At 73.5% G+C, this 20,822-nt stretch carries 23 protein-coding genes; 12 read left to right on the forward strand and 11 right to left on the reverse strand.

Annotation, left to right across the window (positions count from 1 at the left end; all coding sequences use genetic code 11):
- Nucleotides 1-253: 253 nt before the first annotated feature.
- From mug to Q1K26_RS16225, 3 genes are all read left to right on the forward strand, one after another.
- The gene (mug, locus tag Q1K26_RS16215; RefSeq protein WP_300013018.1) at nt 254-838 is read left to right on the forward strand and encodes a G/U mismatch-specific DNA glycosylase; all 585 of its coding nucleotides are present in this window, start codon (nt 254-256) and stop codon (nt 836-838) included.
- A gap of 182 nt (nt 839-1,020) precedes the next feature.
- Nucleotides 1,021-1,350 carry a multidrug efflux SMR transporter gene (locus Q1K26_RS16220; RefSeq protein WP_300013274.1) on the forward strand — a complete coding sequence of 110 codons (330 nt, stop codon included), beginning with the start codon at nt 1,021-1,023 and terminating at the stop codon, nt 1,348-1,350.
- Complete coding sequence (locus tag Q1K26_RS16225) at nt 1,340-1,882, forward strand: TetR family transcriptional regulator (RefSeq protein WP_300013021.1); 543 nt, start codon at nt 1,340-1,342, stop codon at nt 1,880-1,882. The genes Q1K26_RS16220 and Q1K26_RS16225 overlap by 11 nt, the downstream gene beginning before the upstream one ends.
- Here Q1K26_RS16225 and Q1K26_RS16230 read toward each other — a convergent pair.
- Nucleotides 1,864-2,823 carry a DNA primase small subunit domain-containing protein gene (locus Q1K26_RS16230; protein ID WP_300013023.1) on the reverse strand — a complete coding sequence of 320 codons (960 nt, stop codon included), beginning with the start codon at nt 2,821-2,823 and terminating at the stop codon, nt 1,864-1,866. The two genes, Q1K26_RS16225 and Q1K26_RS16230, sit on opposite strands and share 19 nt — an antisense overlap.
- Before the next feature lie 22 nt (nt 2,824-2,845).
- Nucleotides 2,846-3,106 (reverse strand): DUF2631 domain-containing protein, encoded by a 261-nt coding sequence (locus Q1K26_RS16235; protein WP_300013025.1) that lies wholly within the window; start codon nt 3,104-3,106, stop codon nt 2,846-2,848.
- Nucleotides 3,107-3,175: 69 nt separating this feature from the next.
- On the opposite strand from Q1K26_RS16235, the gene dxr reads away from it, so the two are divergent.
- The 5 genes from dxr (at nt 3,176) to Q1K26_RS16260 (ending at nt 8,331) form a co-directional block, all read left to right on the forward strand.
- Entirely contained in the window at nt 3,176-4,351 is a 1,176-nt protein-coding gene (gene dxr / locus Q1K26_RS16240; protein WP_300013027.1) for a 1-deoxy-D-xylulose-5-phosphate reductoisomerase, read from the forward strand.
- Nucleotides 4,348-5,649 carry a site-2 protease family protein gene (locus Q1K26_RS16245; RefSeq protein WP_300013030.1) on the forward strand — a complete coding sequence of 434 codons (1,302 nt, stop codon included), beginning with the start codon at nt 4,348-4,350 and terminating at the stop codon, nt 5,647-5,649. The genes dxr and Q1K26_RS16245 overlap by 4 nt, the downstream gene beginning before the upstream one ends.
- Entirely contained in the window at nt 5,646-6,146 is a 501-nt protein-coding gene (locus Q1K26_RS16250) for a hypothetical protein (RefSeq protein ID WP_300013033.1), read from the forward strand. The genes Q1K26_RS16245 and Q1K26_RS16250 overlap by 4 nt, the downstream gene beginning before the upstream one ends.
- A 119-nt stretch (nt 6,147-6,265) precedes the next feature.
- Entirely contained in the window at nt 6,266-7,420 is a 1,155-nt protein-coding gene (gene ispG, locus Q1K26_RS16255) for a flavodoxin-dependent (E)-4-hydroxy-3-methylbut-2-enyl-diphosphate synthase (protein ID WP_300013037.1), read from the forward strand.
- Nucleotides 7,421-7,497: 77 nt separating this feature from the next.
- Nucleotides 7,498-8,331: a GNAT family N-acetyltransferase gene (locus Q1K26_RS16260; protein WP_300013040.1), complete on the forward strand. Its 834-nt coding sequence runs from the start codon at nt 7,498-7,500 to the stop codon at nt 8,329-8,331.
- Between the two features lie 19 nt (nt 8,332-8,350).
- On the opposite strand, the gene Q1K26_RS16265 is transcribed toward Q1K26_RS16260, so the two are convergent.
- Nucleotides 8,351-9,586, reverse strand: a complete 1,236-nt coding sequence (locus Q1K26_RS16265; RefSeq protein WP_300013043.1) for an FAD-dependent monooxygenase — start codon at nt 9,584-9,586, stop codon at nt 8,351-8,353.
- A gap of 58 nt (nt 9,587-9,644) precedes the next feature.
- On the opposite strand from Q1K26_RS16265, the gene Q1K26_RS16270 reads away from it, so the two are divergent.
- The 4 genes from Q1K26_RS16270 (at nt 9,645) to map (ending at nt 13,396) form a co-directional block, all read left to right on the forward strand.
- Entirely contained in the window at nt 9,645-10,073 is a 429-nt protein-coding gene (locus tag Q1K26_RS16270; protein ID WP_300013045.1) for a MarR family winged helix-turn-helix transcriptional regulator, read from the forward strand.
- A 70-nt stretch (nt 10,074-10,143) separates the two neighbouring features.
- On the forward strand, nt 10,144-11,949 hold the full coding sequence (locus Q1K26_RS16275) for a penicillin-binding transpeptidase domain-containing protein (RefSeq protein WP_300013048.1): 1,806 nt from the start codon (nt 10,144-10,146) through the stop codon (nt 11,947-11,949).
- Between the two features lie 189 nt (nt 11,950-12,138).
- A complete protein-coding gene (locus Q1K26_RS16280; RefSeq protein ID WP_300013051.1) occupies nt 12,139-12,516 on the forward strand; it encodes a DUF3054 domain-containing protein in 378 nt (125 codons plus the stop codon).
- A gap of 22 nt (nt 12,517-12,538) precedes the next feature.
- Nucleotides 12,539-13,396, forward strand: a complete 858-nt coding sequence (gene map / locus Q1K26_RS16285) for a type I methionyl aminopeptidase (RefSeq protein ID WP_300013054.1) — start codon at nt 12,539-12,541, stop codon at nt 13,394-13,396.
- Nucleotides 13,397-13,452: 56 nt separating this feature from the next.
- Here the strand turns inward: map and Q1K26_RS16290 are convergent, their stop codons facing one another.
- From Q1K26_RS16290 to Q1K26_RS16325, 8 genes are read right to left on the reverse strand one after another with little or no spacing between them, the layout of a single operon-like run.
- Nucleotides 13,453-13,917: an SRPBCC family protein gene (locus Q1K26_RS16290; RefSeq protein ID WP_300013057.1), complete on the reverse strand. Its 465-nt coding sequence runs from the start codon at nt 13,915-13,917 to the stop codon at nt 13,453-13,455.
- The gene (locus tag Q1K26_RS16295) at nt 13,914-14,399 is read right to left on the reverse strand and encodes a peroxiredoxin (RefSeq protein ID WP_300013060.1); all 486 of its coding nucleotides are present in this window, start codon (nt 14,397-14,399) and stop codon (nt 13,914-13,916) included. Before Q1K26_RS16295 ends, Q1K26_RS16290 begins: the two co-directional genes overlap by 4 nt.
- Before the next feature lie 59 nt (nt 14,400-14,458).
- Nucleotides 14,459-15,277, reverse strand: coding sequence for a DUF1295 domain-containing protein (locus Q1K26_RS16300; RefSeq protein ID WP_300013063.1), 819 nt, complete (start codon nt 15,275-15,277; stop codon nt 14,459-14,461).
- A gap of 4 nt (nt 15,278-15,281) precedes the next feature.
- Nucleotides 15,282-16,688 carry a cyclopropane-fatty-acyl-phospholipid synthase family protein gene (locus Q1K26_RS16305; protein ID WP_300013066.1) on the reverse strand — a complete coding sequence of 469 codons (1,407 nt, stop codon included), beginning with the start codon at nt 16,686-16,688 and terminating at the stop codon, nt 15,282-15,284.
- Nucleotides 16,689-16,708: 20 nt separating this feature from the next.
- Nucleotides 16,709-17,938 (reverse strand): cyclopropane-fatty-acyl-phospholipid synthase family protein, encoded by a 1,230-nt coding sequence (locus tag Q1K26_RS16310; RefSeq protein WP_300013277.1) that lies wholly within the window; start codon nt 17,936-17,938, stop codon nt 16,709-16,711.
- Nucleotides 17,939-17,994: 56 nt separating this feature from the next.
- Entirely contained in the window at nt 17,995-18,723 is a 729-nt protein-coding gene (locus Q1K26_RS16315; protein ID WP_300013280.1) for a DUF1365 domain-containing protein, read from the reverse strand.
- A gap of 32 nt (nt 18,724-18,755) precedes the next feature.
- Nucleotides 18,756-20,024: an FAD-dependent oxidoreductase gene (locus Q1K26_RS16320; RefSeq protein ID WP_300013069.1), complete on the reverse strand. Its 1,269-nt coding sequence runs from the start codon at nt 20,022-20,024 to the stop codon at nt 18,756-18,758.
- Nucleotides 20,021-20,728 (reverse strand): alpha/beta fold hydrolase, encoded by a 708-nt coding sequence (locus Q1K26_RS16325; RefSeq protein WP_300013072.1) that lies wholly within the window; start codon nt 20,726-20,728, stop codon nt 20,021-20,023. The genes Q1K26_RS16320 and Q1K26_RS16325 overlap by 4 nt, the downstream gene beginning before the upstream one ends.
- Between the last annotated feature and the right edge of the window lie 94 nt (nt 20,729-20,822).

Consider the following 20,822-nt stretch of genomic DNA (forward strand, 5'->3'; position numbering starts at 1 on the left):
TCCTGGAACCGGGAGCCGTGCTGGGCGCGCCTGCTGGTTCCGGGGCGTCGATCATGGTGACGGGGAGGTCGGCGGTGGTCGGTCCGGCGGTGAGTGCGTGATCGGCGTCCTGGAACCGGGAGCCGTGCTGGGCGCTCCTGCCGGTTCCCGGTCGTCGATCATGACGCCGCCGTGTCGAGTCGCCGACCGGCGTCGTCGCGGAGGACCATCGACCCGTGACTGACGTCCTGCGCCGCCTGTCCGGCATCCCCGCATGACCGCACCTCGGGAACGGGGTGGGCCGGGGGCGAGGCTCACCGCGGCCGACCTCAAGGCCGCCCGGGCGCTGACGATCGCCGACGTCCTGCCCGGCCCCGGCGACCCCCCGCTGCGGGTGCTGTTCTGCGGCATCAACCCGGGCCTGGTGTCGGCCGCCACCGGCCACCACTTCGCCCGGCCGGGCAACCGGTTCTGGCCGGTGCTGCACCGCGCGGGCTTCACGTCCCGCCTGCTCAGGCCCGCCGAGCAGGGGGAGCTGGCCGGGCTCGGGCTCGGCGTCACCAACCTCGTGGCGCGGGCCAGCGCGCGGGCCGACGAGCTCACCGCCGCCGAGATCGTCGCCGGGGGCGAGCGGCTGCGGGCGTTGGTCGCGCAGTGCAGGCCCGCGTGGCTCGCCGTCGTCGGCATCACCGCCTACCGCACCGCCTTCGGGGCGCCCGGGGCCGCGGTGGGGCCGCAGCCCGAGCCGTGGGGTGACACGCGCGTGTGGGTGCTGCCCAACCCGAGCGGCCTCAACGCGCACTGGACCGTTGAGGCCATGGCCGAGGAGTACGGGCGCCTCGCCGTCGCATCCCGGTAGGCGCGGATCGTCGGGTGGTCGGCGCGACGGCCACGTGAACACGTCGGCCGCGCCGGCGTGAGGGGGACCCCGACGATGCGGCCCTGCGCCGGTCGCCGACGGCGGTTCGCGGTTCACGGTTCGCGTAGCACCCCACTAGAATCTGGAGCGTTTGCTCAGGTTTCTGTCGACGGGTGGTCGAGATGTGGTTCTGGCTGGCGGGAGCGGTTCTCGCCGAGGTGACGGGCACCGTCGCTCTCAAGTTCTCCGAGGGGTTCACGCGGCCGGTGCCCTCGGTCGTCGTGGCGCTCGGGTACGGCGTGGCGTTCTATGCGCTGAGCCAGGCGCTCGCGCTGGGCATGGCGATCGGCGTGGCCTACGGGGTGTGGGCCGCGGCCGGGGTGGCCCTGATCGCGCTGATCGGAGCGGTCTTCCTGGGCGAGGGCCTGACCTGGGTCCAGATCGGCGGGATCGTCCTGGTGATCGGCGGGGTGCTCGCACTGGAACTGGGGCGGGCCCCGCATGCCGGCTGAACTCCGTGACGGGCGGCGACTCAAGGGCGACCGCCGCCGGCGCGCGCTGCTCGAGGCCACGGTGCGGCTGGTCGGGCACGCGGGTGTCGCCGCGGTCACCCAGCGCGCGGTCGCGGCCGAGGCCGGGGTGGCGCCGAGCGCGGTCCTCTACTACTTCCCGACCGTCGACGACCTGCTGGTCGCCGCGCTCGTCGACGTCAACGACCGGTGGCTCGCGGCGCTGGAGGCCGTACCGTCCGAGCCCGCGGCGGCGCTCGACGCGCTGGCCGCGCTCGTGGCCGGCAGCGGCGCAGGCGGTCTCGCCGAGTACGAGCTGTGCCTGCTCGCCGCGCGACGCCCGGCCCTGCGCGCGGAACTGGACCGCTGGTGGCAGGGTCTGGACGCGCTCGCGGCCCGCCTCGCGCCCGACTGCGCGGCGGCGTTCTCCGCGGGCCTGGACGGGTTGCTCCTGCGTGCGTGCGCCGGTGGCCCCGTCGACGCCGCGCGGGTGCGGGCGGTGCTGGAGCAGCTGCGTCAGCCGTCGAGATCCTGAACCTCGGGTGGGTCCTCGACGCCGTCGTGGGTGTCGCGGTCGGCCCAGTCGAGCAGCTCGTCGAGCCCGAACACCGCGTCGTCGATGCCGGCGTGCAGGTCGCCGAGCTCGGCGAAGCGGGCGGGCACCGTGGCGATGGAGAACTCGCGCGGGTCGGCGTCGTCGATCTCGTCCCACCGGATCGGGGTGGAGACCACCGCCTCCGGCACGCCGCGCACCGAGTAGGCGCTGCGGATGGTGTGGTCGCGGGCGTTCTGGTTGAAGTCGACGAACACCGACGCCGGGTCGCGGTCCTTGCGCCACCAGGTCAGGTCCACCAGCGAGCAGCGCCGGCCCACCTCGCGCGCGAAGGCGTGGGCGGCGCGGCGGACGTCGGCGAAGCCGTGGTCGGGCGGGATCCGCACGTAGACGTGCATGCCCGTGCCGCCGGAGGTCTTCGGGAACCCCACCGCACCCAGCTCGTCGAGCACCTCGTGGACGACGTGGGCCACCCGCTGCACGTCGGCGTAGGCCGCTTCGGGCATGGGGTCGAGGTCGATCCGCCACTCGTCGGGCCGCTCGACGTGCCCGCGCCGGGAGTTCCACGGGTGGAACTCCACCGTGGACATCTGCACCGCCCACACGACGTCCGCCGGATGCTGCACGCACAGCTCGTCGGCGGTGCGGTTCCACCGGGGAAAGGTGATCCGCACGGTCTGCACCCAGTCCGGTGCGCCGCGCGGCAGGCGCTTCTGGTGCACCTTCTCGCCGGTGACGCCGGTGGGGAAGCGGTGCAGCATGCACGGCCGGTCGCGCAGCGCGCGCACGATGCCGTCGGACACGGCGAGGTAATAGCGGGCGAGGTCGAGCTTGGTCTCCCCGCGGGCCGGGAAGTAGACACGGTCGGGGTTGCTCAGGCGGACGGTGCGGTCACCGACCTCCAGCTCGACCGCGTCACCCATCGCCGAGTCCCGACGAGGCTGCTCAGCGACGCCAGGAGTTGCGCTTGCCGGCCGAGTGCCACACCAGCGCCGCCGCCATCACGATGGCCACGCCGACCAGCCAGAGGTTCTCGGTCTGGCCGCTGTGGTTGCCGATCAGCATCAGGAGCAGGCTCGCGACGGAGACCCAGCCCGCGACCACCATGGCGCGGGGGAATCCGCCGTGCCATCCCCACTCGGCCGACGGCTCCTCCTCGGGGTCGACGGCCGGTTGCTGCGCCAGCTCACGGGAGTTACTCGCCACCGGTGTCCTCCTGATCTAGGTGCCGGGCCACATGGTCGCACAACACGTGGGCGAGGATGATGGTCGGTGATGAACACCCGCTCCGTCCTCGTGCTGGGCTCCACCGGCTCGGTCGGCACCCAGGCCCTCGACCTCGTCGACGCCCACCCCGACCGCTTCACCGTGGCCGGGCTGGCCGCCGGGGGCGGGGACGTCACGCTGCTGGCCCGCCAGATCCGCGCCCACGGCGTGCGGCAGGTGGCCGTCGCCGGCCTCGACGCCGCGCAGGCGCTGCGCCGCGCGCTGCCCGGCATGGGACTGCGCGGCGTCGAGGTGCTCTCGGGCCCCGCCGCCGCCACCGAGCTGACGGCGGGGGCGGGCGCCGACATCGTGCTCAACGGCATCACCGGCTCGGTGGGGCTGGGCCCGACGATGGCCGCGCTGGCGTCCGGGGCCACGCTCGCGCTGGCCAACAAGGAGTCGCTGGTCTCCGGCGGTGCGCTGGTCACCGGCGCCGCGGCGCCCGGGCAGATCGTGCCGGTCGACTCCGAGCACTCCGCGCTCGCGCAGTGCCTGCGTGGCGGGCGGGCCGAGGAGGTGGCCCGGCTGGTGCTCACGGCGTCCGGTGGGCCGTTCCGCGGCCGCACGCGCGCCGAGCTGGCTGACGTCACCGTCGAGCAGGCGCTGGCCCACCCGACGTGGGCGATGGGCCCGGTGATCACCATCAACTCCGCCACCCTGATCAACAAGGGGCTGGAGCTGATCGAGGCGCACCTGCTGTTCGACGTGCCCTACGACCGGATCGACGTGGTGGTGCACCCGCAGTCCATCGTGCACTCGATGGTGACCTTCGTCGACGGCTCCACGCTCGCCCAGGCCAGCCCGCCGGACATGGCCCTGCCGATCGCGCTGGCGCTGGGCTGGCCGGAGCGACTGGCGGGCGCGGCGCTGCCGTGCACCTGGGCCGCTCCGCAGACCTGGGCGTTCGAGCCGCTCGACGAGGACGCCTTCACCGGCGTCGCGCTGGCCCGGCGCGCCGGGGAGGCCGGGGGGTGCCTGCCCGCTGTGCTCAACGCGGCCAACGAGGAGGCGGTGGCCGCGTTCGTCGCCGGGGCGCTGCCGTTCACCGGTATCACCGACCTGCTGGAGCGCGTCCTCGACACCGCCGACGCGTGGACGGCTGACCCGGCTAGCGTGGACGACGTGCTGGCGGCGGAGGACTGGGCACGGGCGCACGCCCGCGAGGCGACCGGGGTGGCCCCATGATGTTCGTGCTCGGCATCCTGATCTTCTTCGTCGGGATCCTGTTCTCGGTGGCCTGGCACGAGCTGGGCCACTTCGTCACCGCCCGCTGGTTCGGCATCAAGGCGCCGGAGTTCATGGTCGGCTTCGGCCGGACGCTGGTCTCGGTGAAGCGGGGGGAGACCGAGTACGGGCTCAAGGCCATCCCGCTCGGCGGCTACGTCCGCATGATCGGCATGATCCCGCCGGCGAAGGGTGAGCTGCTGGGCAGTAGCCGCCGCACGGGCCCGTTCCAGGGCCTCATCGACGACGTGCGGGCGCAGTCCGCGATGGACGTCCGGCCCGAGGACGCGCACCGGCAGTTCTACCTGCGGGCGCCGTGGAAGCGGATCATCGTGATGGCCGCGGGGCCGGTCATGAACCTGATCCTGGCGATCGTGCTGTTCGCGATCCTGCTGATGGGGATCGGGACGGATACCGGCACGACCACCACCGTGAGGCAGGTCAACGCATGCGTGATCAGCGCAGAGCAGGCGGAGCAGGGCGTGACGGAGTGCCCGCCCGGGGCACCGCCCTCCCCGGCGGCCGCAGCGGGTTTCCTGCCTGGCGATCGCATCGTGGCGGTGGAGGGTCGCGCGGTCACCGAGTCGGAGTGGCCGGTGGTCCAGGAGGCGATCCGCGGATCGGTGAATCGCGCGATCACGGTCACGGTGGAGCGTGACGGGCAACTCCGCGAGTTGACGCCGACGCCGATCCGGAACGAGCTCCGTGCGCTCGACGACCCAGAGAGGGTGGTGCAGGCCGGCTTTCTCGGCTTGGCCCCCGTGACGTTCTACGAGCAGCAGAGTCTGGGCACGGTGATCGTCGAGATCGGCGACATCATCGGGCGCACCGGCCAGGCGATCGCCGAGCTCCCGTCGCGGCTGCCGAACCTGGTCGGCGCGGTGGCAGGCGGGGAACGCGACGACAACGGCCCGATCGGCATCGTCGGGGTCTCCCGGATCGGCGGCGAGATCCTGGACCGGGACATCCCCCTGGCCGCGGAGGCGTCGCTGCTGCTGAGCCTGCTCGCGGCGGTCAACATCTCGCTGTTCCTGTTCAACCTGCTCCCGATCCCGCCGCTGGACGGCGGGCAGATCTTCCCGGCGATCTGGGAGTCGGTCCGCCGCCGGCTGGCGCGGCTGCGCGGGCGCCCGGACCCCGGCCCGGTCGATGTGGCGCGACTCATGCCGGTGGCCTACGTCGTGGCGATCGTGTTCATCGCGTGGAGCGGGCTGCTGGTCGTCGCCGACCTCGTCAACCCGGTGCAGCTGTTCCAGTGACGGCGGCCCCCGAACCGTCGAGCCGCCCGCTGGCCGTGTTCGACGTCGACGGGGTGCTCGCCGACGTCACCCACCGGCTGCACCACCTGCGGGCCCGGCCGCAGCGCTGGGAACGGTTCTTCCAGGCCGCGGACCGCGACCCGCTGCTCGTCGAGGGCGCCGACCGGCTGCGTGCCGCGCTCGCCGACCACGACGTCGTCTACCTGACCGGGCGTCCCGAGCGCACCCGGCGGCTCACCGAGCGCTGGCTCGCCCGCCACGGCCTCCCGACCGGCCCGCTGATCATGCGTGAGGACGGCGACTCACGCCCGGCGCGCTGGATGAAGCGAGAGGTGCTGCGCCGCCTGGCCGCCACCCGGGAGGTGGTGTCGGTGCTCGACGACGACCCGGCCGTGGTCGCGGTGCTGGCGGCCGACGGCTGGCCGGTGGAGCTGGCCACCTGGCTGCCCCACAGCTCGACATTGCACACCGCGCAGGAGCGCGACGGTCGCACCTGACCCCGCATTTCGGAGCCACAGCGCTGTTCCCGGGCTCCATGTGCAGCACTGTGGCTCCGAAGTGCGTTTCGCGCCACCGTCTACGGCGAGGGCGGGGCACGCGGGGGATACTGGGGGCTGTGACCGTCTCACTCGGTATGCCCGTTCCCCCCGCTCCCACCCTGTCCGAGCGGCGGCCGACGCGTCAGCTGCAGGTGGGTGCGGTCGGCGTCGGGTCGGACCACCCGATCTCGGTGCAGTCGATGACCACCACCCTGACCTCCGACGTCAACTCCACCCTGCAGCAGATCGCCGAGCTCACCGCCGCGGGCTGCGACATCGTGCGCGTCGCGTGCCCCAGCCAGGACGACGCCGAGGCGCTGCCGGCGATCGCGGCCAAGTCGCAGATCCCGGTGATCGCCGACATCCACTTCCAGCCCAAGTACGTGTTCGCCGCGATCGACGCGGGCTGCGCCGCGGTGCGCGTCAACCCGGGCAACATCCGCAAGTTCGACGACCAGGTCAAGGAGATCGCCCGCGCCGCGAAGGACCGCGGCACGCCGATCCGGATCGGGGTCAACGCGGGCTCGCTCGACAAGCGCCTGCTGGAGAAGCACGGCAAGGCCACGCCCGAGGCGCTGGCCGAGTCGGCGATGTGGGAGGCGTCCCTGTTCGCCGAGCACGACTTCCACGACATCAAGATCTCGGTCAAGCACAACGACCCCGTGGTGATGGTCCGCGCCTACGAGCTGCTCGCGCAGCAGTGCGACTACCCGCTGCACCTGGGCGTCACCGAGGCCGGGCCGGCGTTCCAGGGCACGATCAAGTCGGCCGTCGCGTTCGGGGCGCTGCTGCGCCAGGGCATCGGCGACACGATCCGCGTCTCGCTGTCCGCGCCGCCGGTGGAGGAGATCAAGGTCGGCGCGCAGATCCTGCAGTCGCTCAACCTGCGTCCCCGCAAGCTGGAGATCGTGTCCTGCCCGTCCTGCGGGCGCGCGCAGGTGGACGTCTACAAGCTGGCCGACGAGGTCACCGCCGGGCTCACCGGTATGGAGGTGCCGCTGCGGGTGGCGGTCATGGGCTGCGTCGTCAACGGCCCGGGGGAGGCCCGCGAGGCGGACCTGGGCGTCGCATCGGGCAACGGCAAGGGGCAGATCTTCGTCAAGGGCGAGGTCATCAAGACCGTGCCGGAGCACGCCATCGTCGAGACGCTGATCGAGGAGGCGATGAAGATCGCCGAGTCGATGGAGGCCGACGGCGCCACGGGGGGCGACCCGCAGGTGACCGTCGGCTGATCGAACCCGGCGATCGCCTGCCGAATCCGGGTGGTCCCGTCGTGGGCAACGCGGCGTCGGTGTGGCACCGTAGGCAGGTGCTCAGAGTCGCCGGCGCCCGGCTTCTCGACGACCGTGACCGGCCGGCGGTCCGGGCTGCCCTGGACAGCGATCCGGTGGCGGCCTGCATGGTCGCGGCCCGTATCGAGCTCGCCGGGCTCGACCCGTGGCGCCTGGGCGGCGAGGTGTGGTCCGCGGGCTCGCGGCTGGACGGGCTGTGCTTCTCCGGCGCCAACCTCGTGCCCCTGCGCGGCGAGCGCAGCGCCCTGCGCAGCTTCGCCGACCGGGCCCGGCGCCACGGCCGGGCCTGCTCGTCGGTGGTGGGCCGCGCGGAGCTGGTCCTGCCGATGTGGGACGAGCTTGCACCGCACTGGGCGCCGGCCCGGGAGGTGCGCGCGGACCAGCCGCTGATGGTGCTGGCGGGACACCCCGCCGTCACGCCGGACCCGCTGGTGCGTCCGGTGCGTCCCGACGAGCTCGACCGCTACCTGCCGGCCGCGATCGCGATGTTCACCGAGGAGGTCGGCGTCGACCCCCGCGGAGCCGACGGCGGCGCCGGATACCGCGCGCGCGTCGCGGAGCTCGTCGGCGCGGGACGGGCGTTCGCCCGGTTCGAGGGCGACGAGGTGGTGTTCAAGGCCGAGATCGGGGCGCTGTCGGGCCGGGTCGGGCAGATCCAGGGTGTGTGGGTGCACCCGGCCGTCCGCGGGCGCGGCCTCGGCACGTCCGGCACGGCGGCGGTCGTGGCGCGGCTGGCCGCGATGAATCGGGTGTCGAGCCTGTACGTCAACGCCTACAACCACGTGGCACGGTCGAGCTACACGAGAATCGGCTTCACCCAGATCGCCAGCTTCGCCACGATCCTGTTCTGATCCGCAGGTGCGCGGGTGATCACCCGCGGCGCAGGCGCCGTGCGGTGGCCACCGTGGCGAGTCCGGCGTGGGCGAGGTACCGCGTGCCGGGGGTCGACAGGCGGCGCATCCACGCCAGCGGCGCGAGCGACTCCCGGATCGCGTCGGCGGCGTACGCCGGCATCCGGCGCTCGTAGCCGTGTACGGCCAGGGGGATCGTCGTCGTCCCGGTGCGGGCCTCGATCAGCCGGGTTGCCAGCAGGTCGGCGTCGCGGATCGCCGTTGCGGCCGCGCGACCCCCGGTCGGCGGCATCGCGTGCACCGCGTCGCCGATCGCGGTGACCACGCCGCTCGGCCACGGCGTGGGGTCCCCGTCGGGATCGGCGGCGTGGAAGCCGAAGAAGCCGACGGCCCCCGCCTCGGCGGCCACCAGTGCCCGGAGCGCGCCGTCCCAGCCCTCCAGCATCGCGGCGGCACTGCGCTGCAGCTCCATCGGAGCCGCCGACCGCAGGCCGGCGGGGAAGGCCCGGTCGGCGGCGTTGACGCCCCACACCAGGTCGCCCGGTTCGACGTCCGCGGGCACGTCGGTGCACGTCGTGGCGTCGACGGCGGTCCCGGCGACCGGATCGTGGACGCTGAGGAACACCCCGATGCCGCCCGGTCCGACCGCCAGTGCCGGCCCGCTCCGCAGTGCCGCGGGAAGCAGCGCGCGCGTGGCGTCGGTGAGGTGCGTGCGGCCGGCCAGCCCGGAGACGCCGAGCGGGTGCGACGTCGGGCGCCCGGCGAGGGCGCGGGCCACCCGGGACCCGACGCCGTCGGCGCCGACGAGCAGGTCGCCGTGGACGGTGGAGCCGTCGGCGAAGCGGGCCACGACCGTCGCGTCGCCGCGGACCTCGTGGCCGGTGTACGCGGAACCGAAGCGCAGTGCGTCGTCCAGGCCGTACGTGAGCAGCCGGCGCAGCGGGATCCGCCCGACGAGCAGCGTCTCGTCGCGCTCGCGGGGCTCCTCGGCGAGCAGGCGCATCCGGTGGTCGAGCACCGCGAACCGCCGGAACGACGCGTCACCGGCCGAGCTGCCCAGCAACGCCTGGTACAGCGCGGGCGGGAGGTGGCGGCGCAGCGCCGCGCAGGCGGTCCCGTCCAGGTGCAGGCGGTAGCCGCCGGTGTCGGCGACGGTGCGGTCCCGGTCGTGCACCGAGACCTCGATCCCGGCGCGGTGCAGCGCCTGGGCGAGGGCCAACCCGCCGATGCCCGCACCGATGATGATCACTCTCATGCCGCCCTCCCTGGTATCAGGCACCTGCTAATTAGAAGGTACCTGATACTTTGCGGGCGTGCCGGAAGAGACCTTCCCCGCCTGGACGCTGGTGCAGGCCGCGCACGTGGTGGCCCGGGGGTTCACCGCGGTGTTCGCCGAGGTCGGGCTCACGCCGTCGCAGTTCGGCGTGCTGGCCTACCTCGCCGACGACGACGGCCTCACCCAGGCCGAGCTCGCCCGCCGGGTGCTGGTCCGGCCGCAGAGCCTGGGTGAGCTGGTGGGCCCGCTGCTGGAGCGCGGGCTGGTCCGCCGCGACGGCCCCGGCGGGCGCGGGCGCCGCAGCGCGATCGTGATCACCGACGAGGGGCGGGCCGTGATGGCCGCGGCGCTGCCGGGTGTCCGCGCCTTCAACGCGCCCGGGTCGCTGGGTCTCACCGCCGAGCAGCTCCGCGAGCTCGACGAGCTGCTGCACATCGTCCTGCGGACCGTCGGGGACGCGCACTGACCGCGGTCCACGGGCCCGGGCCCGGGCCGTCATCCGCTCGTGTCCGGGGGCCGGTGGGCATACTCGGCCCATGCCTGGCCCCCGCCCACTCCGCGCCGTGCTCGTCGTCGTCGCGATGCTGGGTGTCACCGCGGGGTGTGGGCTGTTCGGAGGCGGGGGGCCCGAGCGCACCGTCGAGCAGTTCCTGGCGGCCTGGAGCGCCGGGGACGCCGCGGGGGCCGCGGCGCTCACCGACGACCCCGACGCCGCCACGACCCTGCTGACCGCCACCCGCGACTCCCTGACACCGGTCGCGCTCACGGCCACGGCGGCGCAGGTGCGCACGGCCGCCGACCGCGCCACGGCGTCCGTCGACGTCACCTGGGACCTGGGGGAGGGGCGGACCTGGTCCTACCTCGGCGAGCTGGAGCTCGATCCGTCCCCCGCCGCCGAGACCGGTTGGCGGGTGCGCTGGGCGCCGACCGTCGTGCACCCGCAACTCGGCGCCGGGCAGCGCCTCGCCGTCGCCACCGAGGAGGCGCAACCCGCCCCGGTGGTCGACCGCAACGGCGCCCCGCTGCTCGAGGCCACCCCGGTGGTGACCGTGCTGCTCGACCGCACCGCGGCGGGCGACCTGCCGGCCGTCACCGGGGCGCTCGCGGCCGCGCTGAACCCGATCGACCCCGCCATCACCCAGCAGTCGATCACCGACGGCGCCGCCCGCACCCCCGACGGCCAGGCCTACGGCGTGGCCGTCCTGCGCGACACCGACTACCGCTCGGTGCGTGACGCGATCTACGACCTGCCCGGTGTGCGGTTCACCACCGGAGAGCGGCTGCTGGCCCCCGACGCCGGGTTCGCGCGGCAGGTGCTGCCTGCGGTGCGCGCCGAGGTCGCGGATCGGATCGAGGGCGTCGCCGGGTGGTCGGTCCGGGTGCTCGGCCGGTCGGGCAGCTCGGTCCGCTCGCTGGCGGAGACCGCCCCGCAGCCCGGTGCCACCGTCGCGGTCGGGCTGGACCGGAGTCTGCAGACCGCGGCCGAGGACGCCGTCGAGCCGGTGCCGCAGCAGGCGATGATCGTGGCCGTGGCCCCGTCGACCGGGCAGATCCTCGCCGTGGCCCAGAACGGTCCGGCGGACGCCGCGGGTGCGCTCTCCCTCACCGGCCGCTACCCCCCGGGCTCCACGTTCAAGATCGTGACGACGGCGGCCGGGATCGTCGAGGACGGGCTCACCGGGGACGCTCAGGTGGCCTGCCCCGGCGAGACGACCATCGGCGGGCGGCCGGTACCCAACGCGGGCCGCTTCGATCTCGGCACCGTCTCGCTCACCACCGCCTTCGCCCGCTCCTGCAACACCACCTTCGCCGAGATCGGCGCGGGGCTGGCGCCGGGCGCGCTGCCCGCGGCGGCGCTCGCGCTGGGCCTGGGTGCCGACTACGCGGTGCCCGGCATCGTCACGGTCACCGGGTCGGTGCCGGTGGCGGACGAGCAGGTCCAACGCGCGGAGAACGGCTTCGGGCAGGGCGACGTGCTCGCCTCGCCGCTGGGGATGGCGCTGGTGGCGGCCACCGTCGCCCGGGGGGCCCCGGTCGTGCCGCAGCTCATCGACGGGGCCGCCACCGAGCGGCTGGTCCCGCCCGCGACACCCGATCCGGCGGTGCTCGACGTGCTGCGCCCGATGATGCGCGCGGTCGTCACCGACGGCACCGCGGGATCGCTCGCGGGCCTGGGCGAGGTGTTCGGCAAGACCGGCACGGCGGAGTTCACCGCGGACGGCCGCGCCCACGGCTGGTTCGTCGGCTACCGTGGCGACGTCGCCTTCGCGGTGCTCGTCGTCGACGGCGCGTCCTCCGCCCCGGCCGTCGACGCCGCCGCCCGATTCCTCTCTGCCTCCTGACCCCGACTCGCGCGCACGCAGGCCCCGACTCGCGCGCACGCAGGCCCCGACTCGCGCGCACGCAGGCCCCGACTCGCGGGGGTTGCCGGGTGTGCTTGCGCGAGTCGGGGTCTCGGGGTGCGCGTGTCGGGGTGTGAGTGATCCGGCAACCCGCCACCGTCCGCAGCCGTCGCGTCGTATCCTGGCGGGATGCCGCGCAGCCGCATCCCCGCGCTCGCCCTCGCCGCCGACGTGGTGGCGGTGGTGGTGTTCGTCGCCGTCGGCCGGATCAACCACGCCGGGTCCGCGGATCTGCTGGGTCTGCTCGGCACCGCGGCACCGTTCCTGGCCGGGCTCGCGGCGGTCTGGTCCGCCCCGATCGTGCGGGTCGATCCGGCCGGCCTGCGCGCGGGTGCCGTCGTGGTGGCCGGCACCGCCGGGGTCGGGCTCGTGCTGCGCCTGGCGTTCACCGGCGACCTGCCGCCCACCTTCGCGGCGGTCACCGCCGTCTCGCTGGCCGTGCTGATGCTCGGCTGGCGGGCCCTCTCGCTGGTCGTGGCGCGGCGGGCGGCCCACCGCGTCACCTGAGCGCCGGACATACACTGGATCCATGCCTGCCCGCACGCTGCTCACCCCCGGGACCCCCACGCCGATCCGCCCGGTGCCCGCGCACATCCCGCGGCCGGAGTACGTCGGCAAGAAGTCCCCGGCCCGCAGCACCGAGCCGTGGGTGCAGACGCCGGAGGTGATCGAGGCGATGCGGCACGCCGGGCGGATCGCCGCCCGGGCACTGGCCGTCGGCGGGGAGGCGGTGGCCCCCGGCGTCACCACCGACGAGGTCGACCGCGTGGTGCACGAGTTCCTCGTCGACCACGACGCGTACCCGTCCACACTGGGGTACAAGGGCTTCCCGAAGTCGTGCTGCACCAGCCTCAACGAGGTGATCTGCCACGGCATCCCGGACTCCACCGTGATCTCCGACGGCGACATCGTCAACATCGACGTCACCGCCTACGTCGGCGGGGTGCACGGCGACACCAACGCCACGTTCCTCGCAGGCGAGGTCGACGAGGACAGCAGGCTGCTCGTCGAGCGCACCCGCGAGGCGACCATGCGCGCGATCAAGGCGGTGCGCCCGGGCCGCGAGCTCAACGTGGTCGGCCGGGTGATCGAGTCCTACGCCAAGCGCTTCGGCTACGGCGTGGTGCGCGACTTCACCGGCCACGGCATCGGCCGCAGCTTCCACAGCGGGCTCGTCGTCCTGCACTACGACGCCCCCGACGTGCACACGCTGCTCGAACCCGGCATGACGTTCACGATCGAACCGATGATCACCCTCGGCTCGGTCGACTACGACATCTGGCCCGACGACTGGACGGTCGTCACCAAGGACCGCTCGCGCACCGCCCAGTTCGAGCACACGGTGCTGGTCACCGCCGACGGCGCGGAGATCCTCACCCAGCTCTAGGCCGAGGATCCGGGAGCGGCGGGCCGCCCGGGCCGCCCGCCCGGGCGGCCCGCCGGTCAGGCCCCGGCCGGCGCGCCGAAGATCGTGACGAGCCGGCGCAGCGTGTCGCGGATCGACTTCGCGTTGCCCCGGGGCATCTTCAGCAGCTCCATGCCCTTCGCGACCGGGGACCCCGCGTAGTCGAAGGTCTCGGTGACGCGGGTGCCCCCGTCGACGGGTTCCAGCTCGTAGCGCCAGATCGCCCGGGCCGGGTGACACCACCCGATGAGCCGGTCCTGGTCGAACTCCACCACCCGGTTGGTGATCCGGTACGGGACCTTGATCTTCATGTCCATGCCGAAGCGGTCACCCAGCGCGAGCTGCTGCGGCCCCGAGGTGGCGCCGCGGACGGTGCCCGAGCCGTCGAACTCGTGATGCCGGTGCGGGTTGGCCAGCAGCGCGAACACCTCGGCGGGAGGGGCGGCCACCACCGTGGATGCGGTGACCGTCCGCCCGTCGATCACGGCGTGATCAGAGCTCATGCGGCGTGCCCCGGGTTCCCGGCCGCACGGTGCTTCTTCAAGGCGGCGAGCGCGTCGTCGGCGTGCATGTCGAACTTGGTCTCGCTCGCGATGACCTCGATGATGCGCCGGTCCTGGCCGATCACGAACGTCTTGCGCTTGGTCTGCAGGCCGCCCGGCAGCCACGAGCGCTTGGCGCCGAGTTCCTTGGCCACCTTCTTGCCCGCGTCGGAGAGCAGCGGGTAGCCCAGCGAGTGCGCCGTGGCGAACGTGCTCTGCGCGGTGACGTTGTCGCCGCTGATGCCGACGGGCTGGGCGCCCAGCGCCGCGAACTCCGCGGCGAGGTCGCGGAAGTGGCAGGCCTCCTGGGTGCAGCCGCCGCTGGAGGCGATCGGGTAGAAGAACAGCACGACCGGGCCGTTCTCCAACAACGCGGACAGCCTGCGGGGGGTGCCCGTCTCGTCCTTCAGCTCGAAGTCGCTGACCTGGTCGCCGGGGTTCATGGACGTCCTCTCCGAAATGGTGTGCTCGATATCTGGTTCGCAGGGGGAGCGCCCGCGGTTCAGGCTTTCCGCGGGGGGAGCGGGAAGAACCCGCTCGTGCGCTGCACGTACTCCGCGTAACCGGGGCGGCGCGTGCCGATCGACGACTCCAGCAGCTTCGCGCCGGTGCCCTTGGCCAGCAGCCACGTCATCAGCGCCGCGCTGAGCAGGCCGATCAGCCCGGCCGGGTGGTGCAGGGCGAGCAGCGTGAGGCCCCACCAGACCGCGGCGTCGCCGAAGTAGTTGGGGTGGCGTGTGTAGCGCCACAGCCCTCGGTCCATCACCCGGCCCTTGTTCGCCGGGTCGGCGGTGAACGCGGCGAGCTGGGCGTCGCCGACGGTCTCGAAGAAGAACCCGACCGCCCAGGACAGCACGCCCAGCACCGTGACGGTGACCGCCAGCACGCCGTCGGCGAAGCCGTACTGGCCCAGCTGCACCGGCAGCGACACGACCCACATGATCACGGCCTGCGGCACGTACACCGTGCGGACGAGGTGCACCACCGGGTTGCCGCGCGCCCGCTCCATGATCGCGACGTAGCGCGGGTCCTCGGGCTTGCCCCGGTTGCGGCGCTCGATGTGCCAGGCCAGGCGGAAGCCCCAGACACAGGTCAGGACCGTGATCAGGATGCGGCGCCAGTCGTCGCCCTGGCCCGCTGACAGCAGGAACGTGGTGATCGCGACGACGCCGAACCCCGCGCCCCACACGACGTCGATGCCGTCGTGCCGGTTGCCGCGCACCGTCACGGCCACGAGCAGCGCGGCGGTGAACAGGACCACGACGACGACGGCGCTGACCCACAGGTTGGTCAGCGCCGCGCCCCAGGGGTACGGAGTCATGTGCCTATCGTGTCGACTCGGTCAGCGCGGTGCGCGCCGAACCGTTGGCCGCGACACCGTTCGTGGCCGGACCGTGATCGAGTTCGGGATCGCCGCCCAGCGTCGAGGTCCGGCCGCGGGGCAGGCCCGAGCGACCGTCGGCGTCGGGGCGGACCATGAGCATCTGGTGCACGCCCATCCGGTTCTCCTCGAACGCCAGCGCCGCGCCCGCGAGGTAGAGCAGCCACACCCGGTACTGCTCCTCGCCGATCAGCGCGATCGCCTGCGCCTTGTGGTCCTGCAACGTGTCCAGCCACGGCCGGACGGTCCAGACGTAGTGCTCGCGCAGCGAGTGGACGTCCACGACCTCCAGCCCGGCCGCCTCCAGGAAGTTCAGCGTCTCCCCGAGCGGGCGCATGTACATGTCCGGGGCCACGTAGGACTCCATGAACGCGCCGCCCCCGGGAGCGGTGTTGCCGCCCGACGCCCCGCGCGACATCTGCTGCAGCAGCAGCCGCCCGTGGGGGAGCAGCAACCGGTGCAGCTGCGCGGCGTAGACCGGGTAGTTGTCCTGGCCGACGTGCTCGCCCATCTCGATCGAGGAGATGGCGTCGAAGGGCTGGTCCGGGCTCGAGTCGGTTCCGATGGCCCTGTAGTCCTGCAACCGGATCTCGACCTTGTCCGAGAGGCCCAGTGCCGCGACCCGGGCCATACCGAACGCCCGCTGCTCCGCGCTGAGGGTCACCCCGACGGCCGTGACCCCGTAGTGCGTCGCTGCGTGGATCAGCAGCGACGCCCACCCGCAGCCGACGTCGAGCAGCCGCATCCCCGGCTGGAGTCCGAGCTTGCGGCAGATCAGGTCGAGCTTGTCGCGCTGCGCGTCCACCAGGCCGTAGGTCGCCGACGCCTCCCGGGTCCAGTAGCCGCACGAGTACGCCATCTGCGGGTCGAGCAGGAACTCGTAGAAGTCGTTGGACAGGTCGTAGTGGTGCGCGATCGCGGCCCGGTCCCGCCGGCGGGTGTGCAGCCCGCCGGACAGGCGCGCCTCCGAGGCCGGCGGCCTCGGGCGCGGTCCCAGGATGCCCAGGCGTGCGGCGAGCTTCGCGGCGTCGAGCTTGTCGGCGGTGGAGAGCTGCACCGCGCCCAGGTTCTGCGCGCGGGCGAGCTTCCAGAAGCGCGAGAGGCCGTCGGCGATGTCGCCCTCGACGTCGAGCTCCCCGGCGACGAACGCCCGCGCCAGCCCGAGCTCGCCCGGGTTCCACAGAAGCCGCCGCAGGGCGCGGCGGTGCCGGATGATCGCCACCGGTGCGTCGGCGGGACCGCTCTCGCTGCCGTCCCACGCGCGGATGCGGATGGGCAGCGGCGCGCCGACGAGTCGTTCGACGAGGCCCGCGAGCTGCGGGGCGACGGGGCTGGTGCCCGAGATGTTCATTGCCGTCGATCTCCTGGAGGTCAGTGCGCGCGGCGGTGCTGGAGCGAGAGCTGGTAGACGTCGAGGTAGCCCACGCGGAACCCGGCCTCGCAGTAGGCGAGGTAGAACTCCCACATCCGGCGGAAGGTCTCGTCGAAGCCCAGACCGGCGACGGTCTCCCAGCGGGCCAGGAACGTCTCCCGCCAGTGCGCCAGCGTGCGCGCGTAGTCCGGACCGAGGCTGCGGCGCTCGGCGATGCGCAGGTCGGTGTGGTCGCGCAGGTTCTGCTCGATCGCCTCGACCGAGGGGATCAGCCCCCCGGGGAAGACGTACTTGTGGATCCAGGTGTAGTCACCGCGGGCGCACACCATCCGGTCGTGCGGCATCGTGATCGACTGCAGTCCGACCCGGCCCCCCGGCTTGAGCAGCCGGTCCAGGGTGGCGAAGTAGGTGGGCCAGTAGCTCTCGCCGACCGCCTCGATCATCTCGACGCTGACCACGGCGTCGTAGCTGCCCCGGGCCTCGCGGTAGTCGCGCAGCAGCACCTGCACGCGGTCGGCGACGCCGGCCTTCGTCAGCCGCTCCTCGGCCAGCTTGGCCTGCTCCGCGGAGATCGTCAGGGTGGTGACCCGTGCCCCCCGCTGGGCGGCGCGGGTGGCGAGCCCGCCCCAGCCGGTGCCGATCTCCAGCACGTGACTGCCCGGGCCGACCCCGGCCATGTCCAGGACGCCGTCGATCTTGCGCTGCTGGGCGAGCACCAGGTCGTCGCTGCCGTCGGCGAACCAGCCCGCCGAGTACGACATCGTCTCGTCGAGGAAGGTGGCGAACAGCTCGTTGGACAGGTCGTAGTGGCGGTGGATGTTCTCCCGCGACCCCTCGACGGTGTTGACCTCCTCCTTCGGCTGGCGCGCCTCGGCGTAGCGGCGCCCGATGCGCTGCAGCGTGGGTGGGATCAGCGTGGAGAGCGTGGCGGCGAACGGGGTGAGCAGGTCGGCCAGCTCGGTGGTGGTCCAGTCGCCGACCATGTACGACTCGCCGAAGCCGATCTTCGAGCCGGCGCCGAGGCGGTGGAAGAACGCCGCGGGCCGCACCAGCCGCATCACCGGCGAGTCGGGCCCGCCGGCGCCGAGACGCTCCCCGCCGGGGAACACGACCCGCACCGGGAGCCGCTTCACCGCGCGCCGGAACAACGCCTCCGCGATGCGGGCCCGGCCCGGCGAGAACGGCGGCGTGGCCAGGCCCGGCCACACGCCCTCGTTCGGGCGGGGCACGAGGTGGTTGTTGGACCTCTTGACGACCGGCCGTGTGGTGCTGGCGGGTTCAGTGTTCACTGGACGCCCTTCTGGGGTGTGTGCTGCGGGCGGCGGATCACGGGTAGGCGGCGCAGCCACAGCGCGATGCCGTGTCGGCGGATCAGCGCCGAGGTGCGGTAGGTCATGAGCGGGCGCCGCAGCAGCATCCGGGCCAGGGACGCGGGCGTGGCCGGGCGGCGGGTGCCCACGACGGTGGCCGTCAGCGCCGTGGATCCCTCCTGGTGCAACGTCACCGCGATCGCGAGGCGCTCCCCGGGCAGCGGCAGCGACATCCGGTACCGCCCGTCGACGGACAGGAACGGTGAGACGTAGAAGTCCTTGGCGGTCTCCGCGCGCCCGGCGTCGTCGGTGTGCAGCAGGTAGCAGTGGCGCTCGCCGTAGGTGTTGTGCACCTCGGCGACCACGCACTCCAGCTCGCCGTCGGGGCGGTGGCACCAGTACACGGTGATCGGGTTGAACACGTAGCCGAGCAGTCGCGCGTTGGCGAGCATGAGCACCTGGCCGCCCGCGAGGTCGACGCCCTGGGTGGCCAGCCACGCGTCGAGGTTCTCTCGGATGGTGCGGGCCGGGTCGCCGAGGTGGTCGCGCGCCTCGAACCGGGCGAACGGGCGCAGCCACGCGGGCAGCCGCGGCAACGCGTCGAGGTCGACGAGCCACAGGTAGACGGCGTGGCCGAACGCCCGGTCCAGCGCCCTGCGGCGCACGTGCCGGACCTCGGCGTCGTACAGCGCCGGAACCGCCACCGGTGCCCGGACGGCCTGTTCCTGGGACGCGGTCACCAGCCCGCCCCCAGCGACGCCGCCGCGCGCACGCCCGCCGCGCAGCCGTCCTCGTGGAAGCCCCAGCCGTGGTAGGCGCCCGCGTAGGCGACGGTGCCGTCGTTCAGGGCGGGCAGCCTGCGCTGCGCGGCCACCGAGTCCGGGGTGTAGATCGGGTGCTCGTAGTGCATCGTCGCGACGACGCGGTCGGCGTCGATCCGGTCGGTGCCGTTGAGGGTGACCACGTAGTCGTCGGGCTCGGACAGGCGCTGCAGCCGGTTCATGTCGTAGGACACCAGCACCGGGCGGTCGGCCGAGGAGCAGGCCGGCTTGAGGTAGTTCCACGACGCCCGCGCGTTCGCCCGCCGCGGCAGCACCGAGGTGTCGTGGTGCAGCGCGGTGGTGTTGCGCGAGTAGGTGAACGCGCCGAGCACCGCCCGCTCGTCGGCGGTGGGTTCGGCCAGCAGGGTGAGGGCCTGGTCGGGGTGCGTCGCGACGACGACCTGGTCGGCGCGGTGCACCTGGTCGGCGTCGTCGCGGATCTCGACGCCGTGCGCCGCCCGCGCGACGGCACGCACGGGGGTGGACACGTGCACGGCCGAGAGGCCCTTGACCACGCGCTCGACGTAGGACCGCGACCCGCCGGTGACCGTGCGCCACTGCGGCGACCCGCCGATCGCGAGCAGCCCGTGGTGGTGCAGGAACGTGAACAGGTACCGGGCCGGGTAGGCCATCGACACGGTCTCGCCCGCCGACCACACCGCGCTGACGACCGGCAGCATGAAGTGCTCGACGAAGTAGCGCGAGTAGCCCCCGATCGCCAGGAACGCCCCCAGCGTCACGTCGCCCGCGCGCTCGTCGGCGAGCACCCGGCGGGCGTGCCGGTGGAACCGCACCACCTCACCCAGCATCCGCAGGTAGGCGGGCCGCGCGGCGTTGGACGCCTGCGGGAACAGCCCGCCCAGCTTCCGGGCGCCCGCGTACTCCAGGCCGCATCCCTCGCAGCGCACGCTCATGGACATGTCCGATTCCTGCGTGGCCACGCCGAGCTCGGCGAACAGCCGCAGCAGGTTCGGGTAGGTGCGCTCGTTGTGCACGATGAACCCGGAGTCGACGAACGCGGTGCCGCCGTCGGAGGTGGGCAGCTCGTGGGTGTGCGCGTGCCCGCCGACCCGGGCGTCGGCCTCGAACAGGGTGACGTCGCGACCGGCGCGTTGCAGCAGGTGGGCGGCGGTGAGCCCGGCGACGCCGGACCCGACGACCGCGACGGTCGGGACCTTCGTCATGGGTGGGCTCCGTCCAGCATGGCCCGCAGGCCGCTCGGTGTGGGCTGACGAAGAGCGTTCGCAATCACCGGGTCCTCGGGTTCGATGCCGAGCACGCCGAGCACGAACCGGCGGGTGAGATCGTGCCAGTCCCGCGACCGCACGATCATGAAGTGACCGGCGCCCGGAAGGTCGAACCGGCAGATCCGGACGCCACGCTCCTTCGCGCGAACGGCGTAGCGGTAGGACTCCGCGGGGTCGGTCCAGTGCTCCCGGTCACCGTGCGCGATCAGCACGGTGCGCCCGTCGAGCTGCACGACCGGGTCGGACCCGTCGAGCCACGGGGCCAGCGCGCACACGGCGACGACGTTCGACGCCCCGGCGGCACCGAGCGCCGCGCGCCCGCCCATCGAGTGCCCGAGCAGCACCACCGGCACGCCCGGATGGCGCTCGGCCAGCTCCCCGAGCGCCCACTGGGCGTCGCGCAGGGCGTCCTTGGCGGGGGCGTTCCACCCGCGGTAGCGGTAGCGGACGACGTGGACGGCGGGGCCTGCCGCGCTCAGCGCGCGGGCGAAGGGCAGCATGCGGCGGTAGGTCAGGCGCTTGCGCTCGCCGCTCTCCCGGCTGTGCGCGCGGCCGCCGTGCAGCACGAGCACGACGGCGGACGGGGAGGCCTGCTCGGACCCGACGGGTTCGAGACGGGGCAGGCCGGAGTTCTCGGGCACGGGGCACCTCACGGACAGGGTCGTCTCCGACCAGTGTGGGCGGGCATTCTGCTGCGCACGCGCCGACGGATGGCGGCTGGGACGCACGTCACAC

Source organism: Pseudonocardia sp., from assembly GCF_029263155.1.
Lineage (GTDB): Bacteria > Actinomycetota > Actinomycetes > Mycobacteriales > Pseudonocardiaceae > Pseudonocardia.

Excerpts from the sequence above, each read along its gene's own strand:
- mug (WP_300013018.1), top strand. The coding sequence starts at position 254 with ATGACCGCACCTCGGGAACGGGGTGGGCCGGGGGCGAGGCTCACCGCG.
- Q1K26_RS16220 (WP_300013274.1), top strand. The coding sequence starts at position 1,021 with ATGTGGTTCTGGCTGGCGGGAGCGGTTCTCGCCGAGGTGACGGGCACC.
- Q1K26_RS16225 (WP_300013021.1), top strand. The coding sequence starts at position 1,340 with ATGCCGGCTGAACTCCGTGACGGGCGGCGACTCAAGGGCGACCGCCGC.
- Q1K26_RS16230 (WP_300013023.1), bottom strand. The coding sequence starts at position 2,823 with ATGGGTGACGCGGTCGAGCTGGAGGTCGGTGACCGCACCGTCCGCCTG.
- dxr (WP_300013027.1), top strand. The coding sequence starts at position 3,176 with ATGAACACCCGCTCCGTCCTCGTGCTGGGCTCCACCGGCTCGGTCGGC.
- Q1K26_RS16245 (WP_300013030.1), top strand. The coding sequence starts at position 4,348 with ATGATGTTCGTGCTCGGCATCCTGATCTTCTTCGTCGGGATCCTGTTC.
- Q1K26_RS16265 (WP_300013043.1), bottom strand. The coding sequence starts at position 9,586 with ATGAGAGTGATCATCATCGGTGCGGGCATCGGCGGGTTGGCCCTCGCC.
- Q1K26_RS16275 (WP_300013048.1), top strand. The coding sequence starts at position 10,144 with ATGCCTGGCCCCCGCCCACTCCGCGCCGTGCTCGTCGTCGTCGCGATG.
- Q1K26_RS16280 (WP_300013051.1), top strand. The coding sequence starts at position 12,139 with ATGCCGCGCAGCCGCATCCCCGCGCTCGCCCTCGCCGCCGACGTGGTG.
- map (WP_300013054.1), top strand. The coding sequence starts at position 12,539 with ATGCCTGCCCGCACGCTGCTCACCCCCGGGACCCCCACGCCGATCCGC.
- Q1K26_RS16290 (WP_300013057.1), bottom strand. The coding sequence starts at position 13,917 with ATGAGCTCTGATCACGCCGTGATCGACGGGCGGACGGTCACCGCATCC.
- Q1K26_RS16295 (WP_300013060.1), bottom strand. The coding sequence starts at position 14,399 with ATGAACCCCGGCGACCAGGTCAGCGACTTCGAGCTGAAGGACGAGACG.
- Q1K26_RS16300 (WP_300013063.1), bottom strand. The coding sequence starts at position 15,277 with ATGACTCCGTACCCCTGGGGCGCGGCGCTGACCAACCTGTGGGTCAGC.
- Q1K26_RS16305 (WP_300013066.1), bottom strand. The coding sequence starts at position 16,688 with ATGAACATCTCGGGCACCAGCCCCGTCGCCCCGCAGCTCGCGGGCCTC.
- Q1K26_RS16320 (WP_300013069.1), bottom strand. The coding sequence starts at position 20,024 with ATGACGAAGGTCCCGACCGTCGCGGTCGTCGGGTCCGGCGTCGCCGGG.